Below are 19,249 nucleotides of genomic sequence, written 5' to 3' on the forward strand. Positions count from 1 at the left end.
AATCTGCCTGCTTTTTTGGGTTTTATGTAATTAAAAATTCAAATTTCTACATCAATTCTTTATGTTATTTTTACTCTATTTATTTCTGCATTAAAAAAATGTAGAGACCATCAAACTAAACTTCAGGTCTCTTCATACCACCTTACTGCCTTGCATCACGATTAATTGGTATTTAAAAATGCGTGAATATTCTCCAATTGTTCTTGTGCTTCGACATAGCCTTGTAAGGCCGCTTTTTCCAAATATTGCTGTGCAATTTTAAGATCACGCTCTACGCCCATGCCATGAATATATAAATAGCCCAATCGCGTTAACGCCGCAGCATTCATCCCCTGAGCCGCTTGTGCATAATAGCTATGCGCTAGGGTTAAATCTTGCTGTACACCTAAACCATGTTCTGACATTTCACCAAGCTGGTACAAGGCAGTCACATTTCCCAATGCTGCCGCTTGCGAGAAATACTGCAACGCTTGTTGGAAATCTTGTGTTCCCCATTGTCCTTTTAAATTAACCAGACCCAGTTGCGTGAGTGCATCAGGATGGCCTAATTTTGCCGCCTTCAACAATACTCGCTGGCTTTGAGCATCATCAAATTGTAGATCAGGCAAGATATTTTCCACAGCTAAACGATAGAGATACCAAGCAGCATCCTGCGAACCTTGTTCTGCAGCTTTTTCCAGATAACTCAGACACTGATCACGATGTGGTAAAGGATATTCTGGCAATGCATAAAAACGTCCAATCACATAATTCTGATCGGCGACACAAGTAATGGACATATCATTTAAGTGTCTTGCCGCTTCAACTAAAAGTTGCTGCGCTTGCTTGATATTTCGCTCAACACCGACCCCATGTAGGTAGCATAGTGCCAAACCGACTTGGTTAATGAATAATGGTTTGAATTGATACGCTGTTTGATATAACTCAAATGCTTTTTGCGGATCATCACTAACCAAATACTTTTCAAAATACAGCGCTGCAATAAGACTAATTGCATCAGCATCTTTAAGTTGAGCAGCTTCGGTCAGAAAGCGAAAACCTAAAGTTTCCTGCTTCTCCAAGTACCAACCATGAAAATGTGCAATGCCTAATAATCGGCTGGCTGCCGCAACTTTGTGCTCTTTGGCCTGCTGCAAAAGGTCATGATAAACCCGCTGACGCTGATCGACGTCGACTTTACCCATCAATACTGCTTGATAATATTCATACAACTGCTGCTGGTGCCCGAGTAGCAATCCTCGCTTTAAATATTGCAATGACTTTTCATCATTTTGCGCAAGATACTTTCCTTGAGCATAGAACTGCTGCAATTGCTGAATAGCCGCCATATGGTCTTGTTGGGCGGCTTTCAGTAAATATTCCAATCCCAGAGCAATATTTGGCGTGGCTTGTTTTAAATAGAACTGTGCCAATTGATACTGTGAATTGGCATGTCCATTGTCCGCATTTTTTTGCAACAAATCTAAATGTTGCTGCTCGGCATGTGTCTGATCTTCTGGGTTTAGTTCGGCGAGTCGATATTGTGCATCCAAATGACCGCGTGAAATCGCATGTCGATACCAGTATTGCGCTTTTTCAATATTGGGCACACCGCCATAGATACCTTCTTCAACTTGCCCCAACACATATGCAGCATCATCACTACCTAAACTATTGGCTTTTTCCAATAAAGCCAGCGCATTTTCCACACTGACTTCTCGGCCTAAGCCTTGTAAATGCATCTGCCCCATAGCGACATAGGCCTGCGGAATTTCATGCTGTTTGGCTAAATTTTGATACAACTCATAGGCACGCGCATAGTCGGTTGGTGCATCAAGCATTAAGCGTTCTGCAAATTTCAGCTGTGCATCTAATTGGTCTATCCACAAGTCATGCCCAACCGCTTTAGCCTGATCGCGTTTAACTGGATCGGGTCTTTTCCACATCCAAAACGCAAGTGCTCCCATCCCCAAAATTAGTATCAGTAAAAACCACATACTCGCCCCAAAAAAATCAATATTTTAATTATTCCAACATTGTGTCTGATTTTAATTCTATATACAAAAAAAGCACCGAATTCGGTGCTTTATTTTTTTCAAAATGCGATAGCAGTCATGCTTTTGCTCGTTTTGCATCAAGTTTTTTGAGCACCTCTGACACAGCCACCATCGCAAAGCTGGACGTCACCACTACTGCTGAACCATATCCACCACAACGTAAGCCTGCACTTGGACAAACATCAGCACTGGAAAATGGATTATCAATTGAATAAACACAGGTAATCCCAAACTTTTCTTTCGGCTTTTTACAAATGCCCTTGCCGCGTAATTGTGTACGCAATTTCGCTAACATCGGGTCTTGCTCAGTTTTAGATAAATCCGCCACACGAATTTTTAATGGATCGAGTTTACCGCCTGCACCACCCGAGACAATCAACGGAATTTTATTAAAACGACAATGTAACATGAGGGCGAATTTCGCTTTCACGTCATCAATACAATCTAAAATTAAATCGGGATTGCCGGCTAATATTTCTTTCACATTTTCAGGTGTGAGATAATCATCAATTAAATTTATTTTGATTCGGGGATTAATCGCACGGCAGCGCTCTGCCATCACTTCAATTTTTTCATGTCCCAGTGTCGTGCTCATGGCAGGCAATTGTCGATTAATATTCGATGCAGCAACGACATCCATATCGACCAAGGTCAGCTCACCAATACCAGTACGCGCTAAAGCTTCGACCGCCCATGAGCCTACACCACCAATCCCAATCACCATGACATGACTTTTTTCATAATGATGAAAACTTTCATCACTATATATTTTGGCTACGCCAGCAAAACGGCGGTCATATTCATCATCTTGGAGCAGTTCAGTCATAGGTTTGGAAGCTGTGTTAAATCAGCCGCCATTTTAGCAAATTCGCTACTTATTTTCTTTGATAAAACGCAATTCAGCAGACAGCGCAACAGAGCGGCATTCGCATCAGGTCTAAATCCATCAAAATAAACATTTACAGTGAACGGAGGTCTGCTTTAAAAAGTATAACCATAAATCTAAAACTCAAGTGTGTATTGCCATGGACATCCATCCTCTGCCAAATAATTTAAAAATTACCGATGACAAAAATGAAATGGATTTAGACACCGTGCATCGCTTTTTAAGCCATACCTATTGGTCAAAAGATATTCCGAAAAATGTGGTGAAAAAAGCGATTGAAAACTCTTTGGCCGTGGCTCTACTTCTCGATGATGAACTCATCGGTTTTGGTCGTGCTATTACGGATTATGCAACTTTTGCTTATTTAGCCGATATTTATGTCGCCGATGAGCATCGAGGCAAAGGCTATTCAAAATTAATTGTGAGTACTTTATTTGAAAAATGTGGCGCCGCAGATCTAAGACGCATGTTGCTTGCAACGGCAGATGCACATGGTTTATATCGTCAATTTGGCTTTACCGATTTGGCTCAACCTGCAAGTTTTCTCGAGATTCATCAAGCCAACGTCTATCAACGATAGAGAAAATTTCTCGGATAAAAAAAAGAGGCTTTCGCCTCTTTTTCGATCTCACAACCTTAGTCTTTATTCATAATAAAGAAATATTCACGGTAGTATTTGAGCTCTGCAATCGAGTCTCGGATATCATCCATCGCTAAATGTGAAGCATTCTTTTTCAAGCCACCCATGATCTCTGGGCGCCAGCGTTTCGCCAATTCTTTCACTGATGATACATCGAGATTACGGTAGTGGAAGTATTGTTCCATTTCAGGCATTAAACGATGCAAGAAACGACGATCTTGGCAAATTGAGTTACCGCACATTGGTGATGATTTTGGATTCACCCATTTTTTCAAAAATTCTAAAGTTTGCTGTTCAGCATCTTGTGCTGTTAATTTACTACGACGTACACGTTCGATTAGGCCTGATTGACCATGTTGGCGAGTATTCCATTCATCCATTGCATTGAGCACACGGTCAGACTGATGTACCGCAAGCACAGGCCCTTCCGCCAGAATATTTAAATTATCATCCGTCACAATTGTTGCAACTTCAATAATCTGGTCGTTATCTGTATCTAGACCTGTCATTTCAAGGTCAATCCAAATCAGGCGTGTATCAGGTGTGCTGCTCATAAATGTGCAATCTTATTAGGCTGTAAAAATAAACATAGTAGCAAATTTATTGGGCTTGCGCTGTAAATAGACCCTGCTTTCATGCTATTTTTGCCATCTAGTTTTCACGGTTTTTTTAGGATATGAATGGCTTTAATTCGTAAGCGCCGACTGACTGAACAGCAGCAACGTCGCATTCAGAAGCAACATAAATCTCGTCAGGAAGAAATCGATACTTCTGCAGATTTGGAAGGCTTGGTCGTCCAACATTATGGTCGTCAACTTGAAGTTCAAGCGCTGTCTACACCCGACCAACATCCTGAAAAACCTATTGTGCAAGCTGGTGAACCTGAACCACATTGGAAACCCATCGAATTAGGCAGTGTTTGGCGCTGCCATACCCGTACCAATCTCGAATTATTGGTGACGGGTGACCGTGTCAAATGGCAAGCTGACCCGATTACAGGTTTAGGGATTATTACCGCGATTCATCCACGCCAATCTTTACTGACACGCCCTGACCGTTATCACAAAGTGAAACCTGTCGCAGCCAATGTCAGCCTGATTGTGATTGTATTTGCACCGCTTCCTGAGCCAGCACCTGGCCTGATTGACCGCTATTTAGTGGCCTGTGCAGATGCCGATATTCCAGCATTATTGGTCTTAAATAAATCCGACTTGCTTAAAGACAACGATCCGATCTTAACGCTATTACAAGAATATCGTGACTTGGGCTATGAGGTCATGCAAACCCAATCCGATGGTGACTTAAGCACACTTTCTGCTCGACTTTCTGGTGAAACTGTCGCATTTGTAGGTCAGTCTGGGGTTGGTAAGAGCACTTTAATTAATGCCATTGTTCCGGATGCTGCGCAAAAAACCAATATTATTTCGGAAAACTCCGCGCTCGGTCAGCACACCACCACCTCTACGCGCTTAATTGCGTTTGGTGAAGGTTCTGCATTGATTGATTCACCAGGAATCCGTGAATTTGGTTTATGGCACTTAGAACTTGAAAAAGTTCAACAAGGTTTCCCTGAGATTGAGTCACATTTGGGCTATTGCCAGTTCCGTAACTGTACGCATAAACATGAAAAGCAATGTGCGCTTAGAATGGCGGCTCAAAATGGCGAAATTTTACCGCGCCGATTAGACAGTTATTTACGTCTGATCGACGAAATCACGGAAGCGCAGCAAAAAAATTAATTTTTATTCTGTTCATGCCCTTGAAGGGGTGATTTTGATCACCATATTTATGGGCTATACTCTTGGCAATTTAAAATTGTAGTTAGGTGAATTGTGGAACGTTGGTTCGAATTTATGGGGAATCACCCCTTCTTATTTGGAACGCTGGCTGTATTGGTCGTGCTGTTCTTTATTCTTGAAGGCCAGCGTAATGGTCGCAAAATTTCACCTCAATCTTTAGGGATTTTAGTTAAAGCTAAAAATGCTCAATTGATTGACTTACGTGATGCGAAAGACTTCCGCGAAGGTCATATTAGCGGTAGCCGTAATATTCCATATAGCCAAATTACAAAACACATTGAAGAGTTAAAAACTTCTGATCGCCCGTTGGTTTTTGTATGTAACCTTGGTCAAGTGGCAGGTTCTGCATTGCAACAAGTCGGTCATGCAGATGCATACCGTTTAGACGGCGGCATTAGCAACTGGAAAGCTCAAGGCTTACCTCTAGTTAAAAGCAAATAAGCGCTTCTTAGGAGATTAACATGGCTGAAGTTACGATTTATTCAACAACTGTATGTCCTTACTGCATTCGTGCAAAACAGCTCCTAGAGCGTAAAGGCGTGGCTTATAAAGAAATTAATTTATCAAATGAAGCGCCTGAAGTACGTGTTGAATTGATGCAACGCACCAACCACCGTACCGTTCCTCAAATTTTTATTAATGATCAGTTTATTGGCGGTTTTGATCAACTTTATGCTTTAGAGCGTGAAGGCAAACTCGACAGCATGCTATCTTAATTCTAAACATAAATCGTCACCTCATATTAAGGAATAAACAATGAGTGAAGAACAACAAGCTCAACCACAATTGGCATTAGAGCGTATTTATACGAAAGATATTTCTTTCGAAGTACCTGGGGCTCAAGTATTTACTAAAGAATGGCAGCCTGAACTAAATATCAACCTTTCTTCTTCTGCAGAAAAAGTTGATCCAACACACTTCGAAGTTTCACTGAAAGTTGTCGTTCAAGCGAACAATGCGGGTGACACTGCATTTATCGTTGACGTTACTCAAGCAGGTATCTTCCTGATCGATAGCGTTGAAGAAGAACGCCTTCCGTACATTCTTGGTGCTTACTGCCCAAATATCTTGTTCCCATTCCTACGTGAAGCAGTGAACGATATGGTTACTAAAGGCAGCTTCCCACAATTATTGCTTACACCAATTAACTTCGATGCTGAATTTGAAGCGAATTTGCAACGTGCGCAAACGGCTGCTGAAGGCCAAGCTTAATCGCTTATCTTCAAATCTAAAAAAGACCGCTTTTAGCGGTCTTTTTTATTGCTTTTTAGCTTCCCCCTTTACTAAAAGGGGGAATGAGGGGGATTTACTTCTACTTAACAAAATCCCTCCCACCCTCCCTTTTAAAAAGGGAGGAGCAAATTACTCAGCATCTGCCATTAGATCAGCGCTCATACCTACAGTATTAAAGCCAGCATCAACATACAAAATTTCACCTGTAATACCATTTGCCCAAGGCGAGCAAAGGAACAATGCTGCATTACCGACATCTTCAATGGTGACATTGCGTTTAAGCGGTGCGACTTTTTCATTTAGGTCTAACATTTTACGGAAAGATTTAATCCCTGAAGCCGCTAAGGTACGAATCGGACCTGCTGAAATCGCATTTACACGAATACCTTCAGCACCAAGACTTGTTGCCAAATAACGTACGCCTGCTTCTAGTGACGCTTTTGCCATACCCATAACGTTATAGTTTGGCATTACGCGTTCAGAACCTTGGTAAGTCAGCGTCAATAAGCAACCTTGACGTGCAGCCAATAAAGGTTTTGCCGCACGAGCCATCGCAATAAAGCTATATGCGCTGATGTCGTGAGCAATTTTAAAACCTTCACGGTCGGTAATATCAGTGAAATCGCCATCTAAAGTATGTGCCGGTGCAAAACCAATTGAATGCACAACACCATCTAGACCATCCCAATGTTTAGCAAGTTCAGCAAAAGCGGTATCAATTTCAGCGTCCACTGCTACATCACATGGGAAAACTAAAGTTGAACCAAATTGTTCAGCAAAATCATCTACACGTTTTTTTAATTTTTCGTTTGGATAAGTAAAAGCCAGTTCTGCACCTTCGCGATGTAAAGCTTGCGCAATACCAAATGCGATTGATAACTTACTTGCAATACCCGCGATTAAAAAGCGTTTGCCAGCCAATAGTCCTTGTGCCATGTGAAACTCACTCAAAATAATTTAACAGCATAATGCCAAGTCTAAAGCATTTTAGAAATTGCATAATGCGCCTTTTTTTAGAAAACCAGCATTGCATGCACGATGCGAATAAAATCAGATTCAATCAAGCGGCGTCAATATTTATTGGCCGCTTAAGCGTCCAGATGCAATGCTTGTAATGAATTAGTCCATAATATATCTGCAATCTCAGATTCGGTACGATTTAAACTCTGAGCTAACCCCTGCAAGACATAGGGCAAATTGACCGGCGTATTACGGGTACGCCCTTCCGTCGAATGCTGACAACATAAGGGTGTCATATCGGGACAGTCGGTTTCTAAGACCAAATGTGCCGCCCCTAAAGTCTGAACCACTTGATGTAATTTTTTTGCATTGGGATTGGTGATTTGCCCCGTTACACCAATTTTAAAACCTAGCTTGGTAAATGCCTTCGCTTCTTCAACACCACCACTAAATGCATGTGCAATACCACCGAGCTTAAATTGATGCTTTTTCAACATCGAAAGCACCTCCGCATGGGATTTACGAATATGCAGCAATATTGGTTTATCAAACTGCTGTGCTAATTCAAGTTGTGCGGAAAAATACTGCTGCTGCTTTTGAAAAAGTTCAGGCTGTTTATGCTGTTTCAAAAAAGTATCTAAACCTATCTCACCGACAGCAACACAATCATGCTGCTTTAGCATCTGTTCCACGTCGAGCAAATGTTCTGCACGATGTTGCTCAATATAAAACGGATGTAAGCCGGGAGCTAAATAGCTTTTGGGAGCATTGGATAAACGATCTAAAAACTCTTGGGTTTGCAGCAAATCGTGAAAACGTGACTGTACAAAACCAATCAATACTAACGCATCGACACCCGCCTGTTTGGCAGCATACGCCAACTGTTCCCGATCAGCGTCAAAATCGGGAACATCAAAATGCGTATGCGTATCAAACAGTGAGTAAGTCATTGCACTAATTAATTTGCTTTTGCGGCTGAGGCTTCAACAACTTCAACTGGAGGTAGATATTGCTTTTTCAATACACTTTGCAATTGATCATACGGAATGGTCAAACGTGGTAAACCCACCACATACGGCCCAATTTCATATTCGGCATATTGCAAAATTAAACCTTGCTGACTCAGATAAAAATTATCAGACAGTTTAAATTTCCAAATCTGTTCGTATTCTTGAATATTGTCTGCCAACTTGGCATCTTTCACCCAAGTTTTAAATACTTCATAGCCCCGCTTTTCAAGCTCAGCACGTTGATTTGGCAATAATATGTCGTTGAGCTGCACCAATTTTTGAGTGCTTAAATCAAAGTTATAATATTGCTGTGCAGAAGAACCATGCGCTCCACCTAAATATGAACTGGTATTTAAAACCACTGTTGCCAAGGGTTTTTCAGCATTTAATATTTTAGGTTTAATCATCAAACTGATTTGCTGATTGGCACTTAAAGATTTCAATTCTTTATCTAACTTTAAGAACGCTTGCATATAAGGCTGCGTGGCTTTTTCCAATTTTAATTTGGGCGTTTCAACATTTGCCAAAGCAGATTTTGCTTCAGACGCTGCAGGAACTCCACTTGCAGCGGGAGCATCAGTGCTCAGCGTCTTATCTTCTAAAGGCGAAACAGATAAAATTTCGCCTAACTGTTTTAGAATTTCCGCATCAATAAATTCATCAATAAAGGCTTGATTACTGTTTAAGCGTTCAACTGAAATTTCAGGACAGACCCCGCCATCACATTCAGGTAAATTCAGTTGTAATTTTTCCGCATCACCAATCAGTTTTGCACTCAAATCTGGCTGTTCAGTTTTGGCTTGATCCGGCTTTTTTTCAGGTTCAGCTTGTTGTGGCTGACACGCCGTGAATGCAACAGAAACTGCCAATATTGAGCTTGCCCAAATTTTATTTTTTTGCACCATTGCTTCAACCTTTTATTTCGAATAATTGATATTTATTTTGGTAAATATCTTATCAAATTAAATACTTTCGTTGATTAGAACATATGCTGATAAACGTCAGCTTTCAATACTTGTTGTGTTTGCGCTTTGCTGAGATAAATATCCAGTTGTTTACCATCTTTGACAATTTCATCTGTACGGTAATGCAAACCAACGCCTTCTTGATCAAAGAACCAATCTGCTTGGCCCCAATAGAGTTTTTTCGGTGCCGATTTTTTGACATCTACCTCTTGTTCATCTAACCATTTGCTATAGGCTTCCTGCACAATAGCATCCATATTTTGCTGTTGCTTTGCTTCAATAATATCTAAAGGTTTAAGATTCTTTTTCGCACGGCGGTCAGCCACAAAAAAATAATAACGCTCTTTGACCGTGATATTTTCCTGTTTGGTATCAACACCGATTTGCAGCAACACATATTGATTCCGTTGATATGGAACTCGTGTGTACATGGCCAATTCATAGGCTTTATTGGTTTTAAACTCTGCCTGCCAAGCATCTGATTTTTTCACATACGCATCGACGGCTTGTTGGAGATTCATATTTTGCTTTAATGCAATCTGATCTTGTACGACGCTGGCCTGATTCTTTTCAATCCAGCCATTCAACCATGTATCTACGGTCTGAATGGTTTGTATCTCTAAATCAATACAACTTTTATTTTCACAAAACGGTTTGGCGATTTTTGCGGCTTGCTCTTGGATATTTAAATAAGGCAAAACATCTGGATTAATCACAGTCACTTCAGAAGCGCCATCATCGGCCGGCTTTGTCGCTTTGTTTTCTTTTCCTGAATCACATGCACTGAGCAGCAAAACACTCCCCAAAAGTGCAAAAACTGTAGCATCCTTGAATTTTTTCATGATGTCCTAAACGACCAAATGATTGCGTAATGTATGGATTTAAAAACTCTACCACAAAATAAAACAGCTTCACGAAGAAGCTGTTTTATTTCTGTAAAAGAACAACTTAGTGTTCACGTGTATTACTGAACACAATATCCGGATAACGTTCTTGCATTAACTGTAAATTCACACGACTTGGTGCAAGATAAGTTAAATGACCACCGCCATCGACAGACAATTGGTCGTGTGCTTTTTTCTTAAATTCGTTGAATTTTTTCTCGTCATCACACGATACCCAACGTACGGTATTGATACTTACAGGCTCATAAATACAATCCACTTTGTATTCTTCTTTCAGACGATATGCCACCACTTCAAACTGAAGCACACCCACAGCACCCACGATTAAGTCATTACTGTTTTGCGGCATAAAGACTTGAGTCGCCCCTTCTTCTGAAAGTTCTTTTAAGCCTTTTTGTAGCTGTTTTGACTTCAAAGGATCTTTTAAACGCACGCGACGGAACATTTCAGGGGCGAAGTGAGGAATACCGGTAAAGTGTAAATCTTCACCCGAAGTGAAGGTATCGCCGATCTGAATTGTACCATGGTTATGCAAACCGATAATGTCGCCCGGCCATGCTTCTTCAAGGTGCTGACGGTCACCAGCAAGGAACGTTAAAGCATCACTAATACGCACATCTTTACCTAGACGCACATGTTTCATTTTTAAGCCTTTTTCATACTTACCTGAACAGATACGCATGAATGCAATACGGTCACGGTGTTTTGGATCCATATTGGCTTGAATTTTAAAGACGAAACCTGTGAAGCCTTCTTCAGTCGCTTCAACTTTACGGTCTTGAGTTGGATGTGCTTTAGGTTCAGGTGCATATTGACTAAATGCATCCAACACATGGTCTACACCAAAGTTACCGAGTGCCGTACCAAACAAGACTGGCGTTTGACGGCCTGCCAAAAATTCATCACGGTCTAAAGGCTCGTTGGCCATTTGAACCAATTCCAATGATTCTTCAAATGCAGCCCAAGCGAGATCGCCAACTTTTTCACGCAAATCTGCATAGTCATAACCATCACGGACTTCAATATCCGTAATAGTTGAACCGAAACCTGCCTTATAAACGTAGAATTTTTCTTCGAGTAGGTTAAATACACCGGCAAAGTCACGACCTGTGCCTAATGGCCAAGTAATCGGAACACATTTAATTTTTAAAACGTTTTCGATTTCATCAAGTAGTTCTAATGGCTCACGAATTTCACGGTCCATTTTGTTGACGAATGAAATAATCGGCGTGTCGCGCATACGACACACTTCCATCAATTTGATCGTACGGTCTTCGACACCTTTTGCACCATCAATCACCATAAGCGCAGAGTCAACAGCGGTTAATGTACGGTAGGTATCTTCAGAAAAGTCTTCATGCCCTGGGGTGTCGAGCAAGTTAATCATCTTGTCTTTAAACGGGAACTGCATAACAGAAGTGGTGATCGAAATACCACGTTCTTTTTCCATTTCCATCCAGTCAGACGTTGCCGCACGATCAGATTTACGGCTTTTTACCATACCTGCAACCTGAATCGCCTGTCCCCATAACAACAGTTTTTCTGTCATTGTGGTTTTACCGGCATCGGGGTGGGAAATAATAGCGAAAGTACGTCGCTGAGCGACCTGTGTCGCTAATTCTTCTTTAAAACTCATGAAAGACACCTACTGCAAAACTCGCAGTGCAAAAGATCAGATCTGATCAATATGGAAAATTGGCGATATTGTATCAGATTGACCATTAAAAATAATCAACCACATCGGGTTGAGTCAAAATCTTAGCGTGGTGTGTCTTGATGTTTTACATTGGATGACGACCTGTTTTTATCGACGATATAACGCATTTCTCTGTCTTTTTTTTCTCACTCATTGGCAATGCGATCAGACTACGAGGACTTTATTCAACTTTCATTTTCATGCTTTCTTCAAGCTGTGCCACTGGCATCGGCATTCCTAACAAATATCCCTGCAACTGCTGGCAACCTAAACGTTTTAAAATTTCTGCTTGTTGTTCTGTCTCTACACCTTCTGCAGTGACCGTTAAACCCAGTCGAATTGCCAAGTGAATAATACTTTCTAAAATAATTTCTTCTTTAGAACCGACGCTCAAATTACGGATAAACTCACGGTCAATTTTCAGCTCATCTACAGGCAGTTCTTTTAAATACAAGAAACTTGAATGTCCCGTTCCAAAGTCATCAATCGCAACTTTAATCCCCATCTTTCTCAAATGTTCAAAAGTCAAGATACTGGCATCGATATGATGCATCGCTGTTGACTCGGTAATTTCAATAATTAAATGTGACGGGTTAATTTCATACCGTGCAAAAAGTGACTCTAAAGTACTAAATAAGTGTTTATGTTCAAACTGAATCGCTGATAAATTGACCGCAATCGGATACAACGGCATATTCAGCTTTTCCCAGTGCTGAATTTGCTTACAGGCTTCTTCAAGCGCCCAATAGCCCATGGCAATAATCAGTCCAGTTTTTTCTGCACCATTGATAAACTTATTTGGCGTCAACATACCTAGAGTTGGATGATTCCAACGAATTAAGGCCTCAACCCCACAAATTTCACGATCAACGGCATTAAATTTTGGCTGATAAAATAAGATAAACTGTTGTTCTTCTACCGCTTTATATAAATCATTGATCAGTTTCGTCTGACTTTTTTCTTCAAATTGGTCGGCAGTATAATTAAAAAATGAATAGGTATTACGCCCCTGATACTTCGAACTCAGCATTGCAGTGTCTGCATTGATCAGTAGGTCTTGTAAGTTCGCACCATGTTCAGGGTACATCGCAATACCAATACTGCCTGAAATGTTAATTTCCTTACCTGCAATCAAAAAGCTTTCTTGCATCAATTCCAATATTTTTTCAGACATTGCTGTGGCAGAGTCATTGCTTGCCGACTCAAGCACAATCAGAAACTCGTCCCCACCGATTCGTAGCAATTTGGCTTTATCATTAATTAAACGGTGAATACGCGTAGCAATTTGAATCAGTAGTTGATCACCCACATGGTGTCCAAACACATCATTGACCGCTTTAAAACGGTCGATATCAATATAAATAAAAGCAATTTTATCTTGTCTTAAGCGATGCTCTGTAAATAGAAAATGTGCATATTCAGCCAAAAATAGTCGATTAGGCAAACGGGTCAAATTGTCCTGTACAGCTTGATTGGCTAGTTCTCGATTTGCGCGCATCAACTGCAAACTGCGATGTTCTAAACGTTGCTCAAGTACTGCAACGCTAAAGGCCGCCATCAACAATAAACTGGTGACAAATAAGACAATAAATAGCAATAAATTATGGTTAATTTGAGCCGCAACCAATACATCCATCGAATTTAGCGGTACAAAATCAACAGCTGCCATACCAATATAATGCATAGCGACAATGCTAAAAGTCAGCATGACCGCAACAAAGGCATTCATGATGTTACGTTTTGGCGAGTATTTATTTTTAAACGTTAGCCAAAATGCCAAACACGAGCCACAGATTGCAACTAAAATTGAACAGATAACAATTAAAGGTTCGTATCGTTGCTCATAACCCTGAACGTCTAAACTCAGCATCCCCGTGTAATGCATTCCGGAAATGCCTAGCCCCATTAAAACTGAGCCTAAAATTAAACGAGGAAATGGTAGCGTCAGTCGTGTGGTTAACCACACGGCAAAAGTGGACGCGACAAAAGCGATAAAATAAGATGTTAGGGTCAGACTAGTATCAAAACTATGATTTGAAGGTAAATGGCTGGCCATCATGCCTACAAAATGCATGCACCAAATCGCAGCACCTAAAATTGCACCGCTGAATAATAATATGACATTTTCATATCTTGGTCGTGTTCCACGAAACAACATTTGTTCGAGTGAAACCGCTAAGTAACAACTTAATAATGCAACTACGATTGAACCAACGACCAGATTGTAATCATAATGAATATGGGTCATATCAAGCGTTCCGCTTAGGTTATCGTGGCACTTTCTTTAACCGAATTACCCAATCTATCTCTTCCCTTTAACTTGTTACATTTTCAATTACTTACTTATTTTCTCTTAGAATCTATTAGTCTACGGTAATGGTCAAGTCTTTCTTTCAAGATTTTAAGCAACTGATTAATTTAAAAAAATAAAGCTTGATGAAGTTCACTAAAACTTAAACTTTTGATAAAAATTACATCAGGTGTTTATTATTTTAGAACAGTTTCTAATCATAATAAAATGAATAAGTTAGAATCATTTATAGATTGCTTTCTAGATTTAAATCGAACACCGCCCTACTCACAAAAAAATAGCGAGCCGTAGCTCGCTATTTCTCAATGGATAAATTCATCTTTTCTGTCAAAAACTCAAGCAATCATCTCAATGTTATTTATGGATGAATTACTTACTTTTTGGCTGTTGTTGTATGCGTTTTGCCTTGTAATTTGGCATAGTCCATTAGCACGTTTGCTGCTTCCGTCACAAAGACTTCTTCTTCAGGCAGTGCTGGACGTTGGTTTGCCTTCATTTTTGCACGTGCCTCCACCAATGCATCCATAGACGCTTGGTAGCTTTCCCAGTTGGCATAAGGTTTTTGACCCACCACTTTACGACGCTGATTTTCAGCATCCAAAGACTTTTGCTCTAGTGCCAACAGCTCGGCTTTACGCTTCGCTAAGTCAAGCACCACACGCTTTTGCTCTTCTGTCTTTTTCGCAATCGCAGTACGTTGCTCTAAATATTTAAATTGCGGATCAATGCTGACACGTTGCTGAGATGACTTAATCAAATCGGGAACATAGGCTTGGATCGAGCCTTCACGTTTAAACGGTGCTGTAGGAATGGTATCCCACTGTAAAGCATTTTTCGCTTTACGTTCACCAAACTCTTCATTGTAAATATCAACCAACTTAATATCAGGCACGACCCCTTTATTTTGGGTACTGCCGCCAGTCACGCGGTAAAATTTACGTTGCGTTAAGGTTGCTTGACCATAGGCTAAAGAGTCAAGTTGTACCTGCGCTGTTCCTTTACCCGTTGTGGTGCTACCAATCACCACACCACGTTCATAGTCTTGAATCGCAGCAGAATAAATTTCACTCGCAGACGCCGAAGCCAAGTTAATCAATACTGCCAATGGACCAGCATAAGTTTGCGCGCCCCCATCATCATCTTCAAACACGCTGACATTGCCATTGCCATCACGGATTTGCACCACTGGACCTGATTTAATCACTTGACCAAGCATACGTGCCACTTCTTCAAGTGAGCCACCAGGGTTGTTACGTAAGTCAATGATGATGCCTTCAACATTTTGCGCATCTAAAGTTTTTAAGGCTTTATTGGTATCTTCTGACACAGAGCGGTATTCTGTACCTGCACGACGGGCACGATAGTTCAAGTAAAACGATGGAATTTCGATCACACCAAACTTATGTTTTTTGCCATTACGTTCAATTTCAACGGTACGTGAACGCACGCCTGCATCTTCTTCTTGAATCACATCACGTACAATTGTGACATTTCGCGCTTGATTCATGGACGCACCAGCACCCAATAAACGTAGAGTCACTTTGGTGCCACGTTTACCACGAATCAGTCCGACAATTTCATTGCTCGGCCAACCGATCACATCCACCATTTTGTCGCCATCTTGGGCAACACCAACAATGCGATCACCTGACTTGACTTGTCCTGATTTGCTGGCTGGACCACCTTCTACAATCGTTTCAATTTTAGTGTAGTCTTCGTTGCCACGTTCAGGACGAATCGACACCCCAATCCCTTCCAATTGCAGCGTGGTTTGACGGTTCAATTCCATCGCATCTACAGGTGGGAAATAGTTACTGTGCGGATCATACGTCAGCATCATGGCATTCAGAGTTTTATCAAGCACATCATCGCTTTTTAAACGACTAATCCGCTCTAACTGACGTGTATAACGCTTAGTTAAGGTCTGTTCAGGTGTTAAATCTTCCGGACCAGTTAAATCTTGACCATTTGCCAGTGTTGGGTCATCTTTCAACGCTTTCTGTTTGGCTTTCTCTTCTTCTTTGCTGATGGTTAAATTGATCAGCTGAGAGACCAACATTTTATTCCAATGCGCACGCTGTTCTTCTGTCGATTTAAAGAATGGCGCTTTTTCACGATCGGTTTCGATGTAGTTATTCGGTTGATTTAAATTCTGTGGCTTTTTCAGCTCTTCCAACATATAGGTGTAGAACTGTTTTAAGCGCTCACGATATTGCGCATGAATCGCATACGGCCCTGTTAAATTGCCCGCTTTGAGATTTGCACCAAAAGTTGAACCATAACGTTTTTTATAATTTTCAATATCCGATGCCAAGAACAACGTATGTTCAGCATCTAAACTATCAATATAAAAATCTAAAATACGGTTAGATGTATTGGCATCTAAACGCTGATTTAAATAGTGTTGACGGTCTACCAATGTTGCAAGCTGACGTGAGACCAAGGCTTGCTCTTGTGTGGGCTGAATAGTACCCGCGCTCACTGCTTCTGTATTATTGGCAGCAATTGCGTCATTCACCACATGAGTGAAAAAGAATCCACCTGTCGCAATCGCAACGGCACAAGCTAATGTTTGAAGTTTCATAAATAATTTGTACTTCCTTGGTATTAAGACCAATATTACCGTGTTGGTTTTCGACCTGAATTGAATAGATTCAAAATCTTAAACAACTTAATATGTTTATGTCGTGTAGTTTTATCATATTCTCTGCTGACAAAGTGTAGCAAATCATTGCAGAATTCAGGTATTGTTTTTCCTTAAAAATTCCAACACGGACACCGAATATGATTGGCGCATTAATGCTCGACATTGCTGGCACAGAACTTACCCAAGAAGATATTGAACTATTACAGGCACCACAAGTTGGCGGCATGATTTTATTTGGTCGCAACATTGAATCTCCTGAACAAGTTCGTGCCCTAACCGACCATATGCGTCAAATCCGTCCTGATATTTTAATTGCCGTCGATCAGGAAGGTGGTCGTGTACAACGATTAAAACAAGGCTTCACACTCTTACCAGCTATGGGTAAGTTTGGAGAACTTTACTTAACTGAACCTGAAAAAGCTGTTGAACTGGCTGAACAATGTGGCTGGTTGATGGCAGCTGAAGTCCTTGCGGTCGGCATCGATTTTAGTTTTGCACCAGTGCTGGACCTAAATGATGTCAGTGATGTGATTGGTGACCGTGGTTTTGCCAAAAATATGCAAGACATCATTCCACTGGCAAGTGCTTTCTTAAAAGGTATGAAACGTGCGGGGATGGCATCTACAGGTAAGCATTTCCCAGGCCATGGCTCGGTGAAAGCAGACTCACATGTTGCTGCTGCCATTGACCATCGTAGTTATGAAGAAATCTATCAAAAAGACATGCAAAGCTTTATTCAACTGCAACCACAGCTTGATGCCTTAATGCCTGCGCATGTGATTTATGAAAATATTGATCTTAATCCTGCTGGATTTTCACCGTATTGGATTCAGAAAGTCTTACGTCAAGAGCTCCAATTTGATGGCGTTTTATTCTCCGATGATTTAAGCATGCAAGCCGCTTGTGTCGCTGGCGGCGCAGATGCTCGTATCCAAGCAGCATTAAATGCAGGTTGTGATATGGGCCTTGTATGTAATAACCGTGAATCTGCATGCATTGCGCTGGATGGCATTCAAAACTTGGCTCTCCCAAATCAAGAACGCCTAGAACGTATGCGCGGTAAAATCCCACAAATTGAGATTGGACAAAGCATTGAACTCGGGGCGGACTGGCAAAACGTGCGTAACCGTATTGTGGATTTTAAAAATCAATATTGCTAATCCAAGACTTTCAAAATTCTAGAAAATGGAGCACGACAAGGTGCTCCTTTTTGATTTATGATGAAGACAAAATAAGTGCTTCGGCGCTATACAAAAATTGCCAATAAAAACAACATTAGGTCAGGACGACATGACACAAAGTTTATCGGAACATCGACACATTTCCTTTACTGCACATTACACCGGCTATATTTGGTACAGCATGGGGATTTCGCATCCCGTTTTTGCCACACGTAAAGGTAAATTTTTAGCACGTTTAGTCCATCCTTTAGAAAGCTGGGCAGAAAAGAATGTGGGCGGTAGTATGCGTTCGACGCTTAAACAGCGCCATGCCATGATCGATCAACATTTAGATCAACTCATTGCCCAACACCCTCAGCTACAAGTACTCGAAATTGCCTGTGGCCTCTCCCCGCGCGGTTGGAATTTTCGCACCAAGCATCCTGAAATTGACTATCGTGAACTCGACTTGCCGGATATGGCAAAAATCAAAACACAAGCACTCAAACAAATTGACCCGCATGCCCCTGAGGTCTTAACTGGTGACATTTTCACTCAAGATTTTGAACGTATTTTTCAGAGTTTTGACCCTGAACGTCCTTTGGTGGTGATTAGCGAAGGTCTGATTAATTATTTTGATCAAGCCCTGCTTAATAAATTATTGCAAGGGATCACCGAATATGGCGCCTCGTTTCAGGAATTGCATTATCTGACCGACATCTATCCAGAACCCGTCAAGAACCGTTTAGCACGCTTTATTTGGGCCAGTAGTAAATTACTCAAAGTTATGTCACGCAGCGCTTTTACTTTTCATTTTCAATCCCCTGCTGAATTACAGCAGTTTTTCACCCATACAGGATTTGAAGAAGTAAAAGTCGTTCAGCCGGCCTTATACTTTCCGCAACATCATCAAGAACAAGTGATCCCTTTTCACGATGCAGATCAGCATTGTGGGGATTTGGTTTGGATGGTCCATGCCAAAACAAAAAAACAGCGCTAAA

Annotated in this window: 17 protein-coding genes; 7 read left to right on the plus strand and 10 right to left on the minus strand. The window is 41.0% G+C overall.

Annotated features, from left to right (window positions below; genetic code table 11):
- Window positions 1-161 precede the first annotated feature (161 nt).
- A complete protein-coding gene (locus B1201_RS05755) occupies window positions 162-1,976 on the minus strand; it encodes a tetratricopeptide repeat protein (RefSeq protein WP_078192685.1) in 1,815 nt (604 codons plus the stop codon).
- 115 nt (window positions 1,977-2,091) lie between these two features.
- Entirely contained in the window at window positions 2,092-2,862 is a 771-nt protein-coding gene (locus B1201_RS05760; RefSeq protein WP_078192686.1) for a ThiF family adenylyltransferase, read from the minus strand.
- Window positions 2,863-3,061: 199 nt separating this feature from the next.
- Between B1201_RS05760 and B1201_RS05765 the strand changes: the two genes are divergently transcribed.
- Window positions 3,062-3,502, plus strand: coding sequence for a GNAT family N-acetyltransferase (locus B1201_RS05765; RefSeq protein WP_078192687.1), 441 nt, complete (start codon window positions 3,062-3,064; stop codon window positions 3,500-3,502).
- Between the two features lie 56 nt (window positions 3,503-3,558).
- On the opposite strand, the gene orn is transcribed toward B1201_RS05765, so the two are convergent.
- Window positions 3,559-4,116 carry an oligoribonuclease gene (orn, locus tag B1201_RS05770; protein WP_067763591.1) on the minus strand — a complete coding sequence of 186 codons (558 nt, stop codon included), beginning with the start codon at window positions 4,114-4,116 and terminating at the stop codon, window positions 3,559-3,561.
- A gap of 126 nt (window positions 4,117-4,242) precedes the next feature.
- Between orn and rsgA the strand changes: the two genes are divergently transcribed.
- The 4 genes from rsgA (at window position 4,243) to secB (ending at window position 6,573) form a co-directional block, all read left to right on the plus strand.
- Entirely contained in the window at window positions 4,243-5,301 is a 1,059-nt protein-coding gene (gene rsgA, locus B1201_RS05775; protein ID WP_078192688.1) for a ribosome small subunit-dependent GTPase A, read from the plus strand.
- 93 nt (window positions 5,302-5,394) lie between these two features.
- Window positions 5,395-5,802: a rhodanese-like domain-containing protein gene (locus B1201_RS05780; RefSeq protein ID WP_078189639.1), complete on the plus strand. Its 408-nt coding sequence runs from the start codon at window positions 5,395-5,397 to the stop codon at window positions 5,800-5,802.
- 20 nt (window positions 5,803-5,822) lie between these two features.
- On the plus strand, window positions 5,823-6,077 hold the full coding sequence (gene grxC / locus B1201_RS05785) for a glutaredoxin 3 (RefSeq protein ID WP_078192689.1): 255 nt from the start codon (window positions 5,823-5,825) through the stop codon (window positions 6,075-6,077).
- A gap of 40 nt (window positions 6,078-6,117) precedes the next feature.
- Complete coding sequence (secB, locus tag B1201_RS05790; protein ID WP_078189641.1) at window positions 6,118-6,573, plus strand: protein-export chaperone SecB; 456 nt, start codon at window positions 6,118-6,120, stop codon at window positions 6,571-6,573.
- Window positions 6,574-6,723: 150 nt separating this feature from the next.
- On the opposite strand, the gene B1201_RS05795 is transcribed toward secB, so the two are convergent.
- From B1201_RS05795 to B1201_RS05825, 7 genes are all read right to left on the minus strand, one after another.
- Window positions 6,724-7,530 (minus strand): enoyl-ACP reductase FabI, encoded by an 807-nt coding sequence (locus tag B1201_RS05795; protein ID WP_078189642.1) that lies wholly within the window; start codon window positions 7,528-7,530, stop codon window positions 6,724-6,726.
- A 152-nt stretch (window positions 7,531-7,682) separates the two neighbouring features.
- The gene (locus B1201_RS05800) at window positions 7,683-8,504 is read right to left on the minus strand and encodes a TatD family hydrolase (protein ID WP_078192690.1); all 822 of its coding nucleotides are present in this window, start codon (window positions 8,502-8,504) and stop codon (window positions 7,683-7,685) included.
- Between the two features lie 8 nt (window positions 8,505-8,512).
- The gene (locus B1201_RS05805) at window positions 8,513-9,469 is read right to left on the minus strand and encodes an RsiV family protein (RefSeq protein WP_078192691.1); all 957 of its coding nucleotides are present in this window, start codon (window positions 9,467-9,469) and stop codon (window positions 8,513-8,515) included.
- Between the two features lie 74 nt (window positions 9,470-9,543).
- On the minus strand, window positions 9,544-10,371 hold the full coding sequence (locus tag B1201_RS05810; protein WP_078192692.1) for a hypothetical protein: 828 nt from the start codon (window positions 10,369-10,371) through the stop codon (window positions 9,544-9,546).
- Between the two features lie 106 nt (window positions 10,372-10,477).
- Window positions 10,478-12,070, minus strand: a complete 1,593-nt coding sequence (locus tag B1201_RS05815) for a peptide chain release factor 3 (RefSeq protein WP_078192693.1) — start codon at window positions 12,068-12,070, stop codon at window positions 10,478-10,480.
- Window positions 12,071-12,311: 241 nt separating this feature from the next.
- Window positions 12,312-14,378, minus strand: a complete 2,067-nt coding sequence (locus B1201_RS05820) for an EAL domain-containing protein (protein ID WP_078192694.1) — start codon at window positions 14,376-14,378, stop codon at window positions 12,312-12,314.
- A gap of 436 nt (window positions 14,379-14,814) precedes the next feature.
- A complete protein-coding gene (locus B1201_RS05825) occupies window positions 14,815-17,025 on the minus strand; it encodes a carboxy terminal-processing peptidase (RefSeq protein ID WP_078192695.1) in 2,211 nt (736 codons plus the stop codon).
- Between the two features lie 200 nt (window positions 17,026-17,225).
- Here B1201_RS05825 and nagZ point away from each other — a divergent pair, with 200 nt between their 5' ends.
- Window positions 17,226-18,248, plus strand: a complete 1,023-nt coding sequence (gene nagZ, locus B1201_RS05830; protein WP_078192696.1) for a beta-N-acetylhexosaminidase — start codon at window positions 17,226-17,228, stop codon at window positions 18,246-18,248.
- Between the two features lie 130 nt (window positions 18,249-18,378).
- A complete protein-coding gene (locus B1201_RS05835; protein ID WP_078192697.1) occupies window positions 18,379-19,248 on the plus strand; it encodes a class I SAM-dependent methyltransferase in 870 nt (289 codons plus the stop codon).
- Window position 19,249 lies beyond the last annotated feature (1 nt).

The organism is Acinetobacter sp. ANC 5600, from assembly GCF_002018395.1.
Taxonomy (GTDB): domain Bacteria; phylum Pseudomonadota; class Gammaproteobacteria; order Pseudomonadales; family Moraxellaceae; genus Acinetobacter; species Acinetobacter amyesii.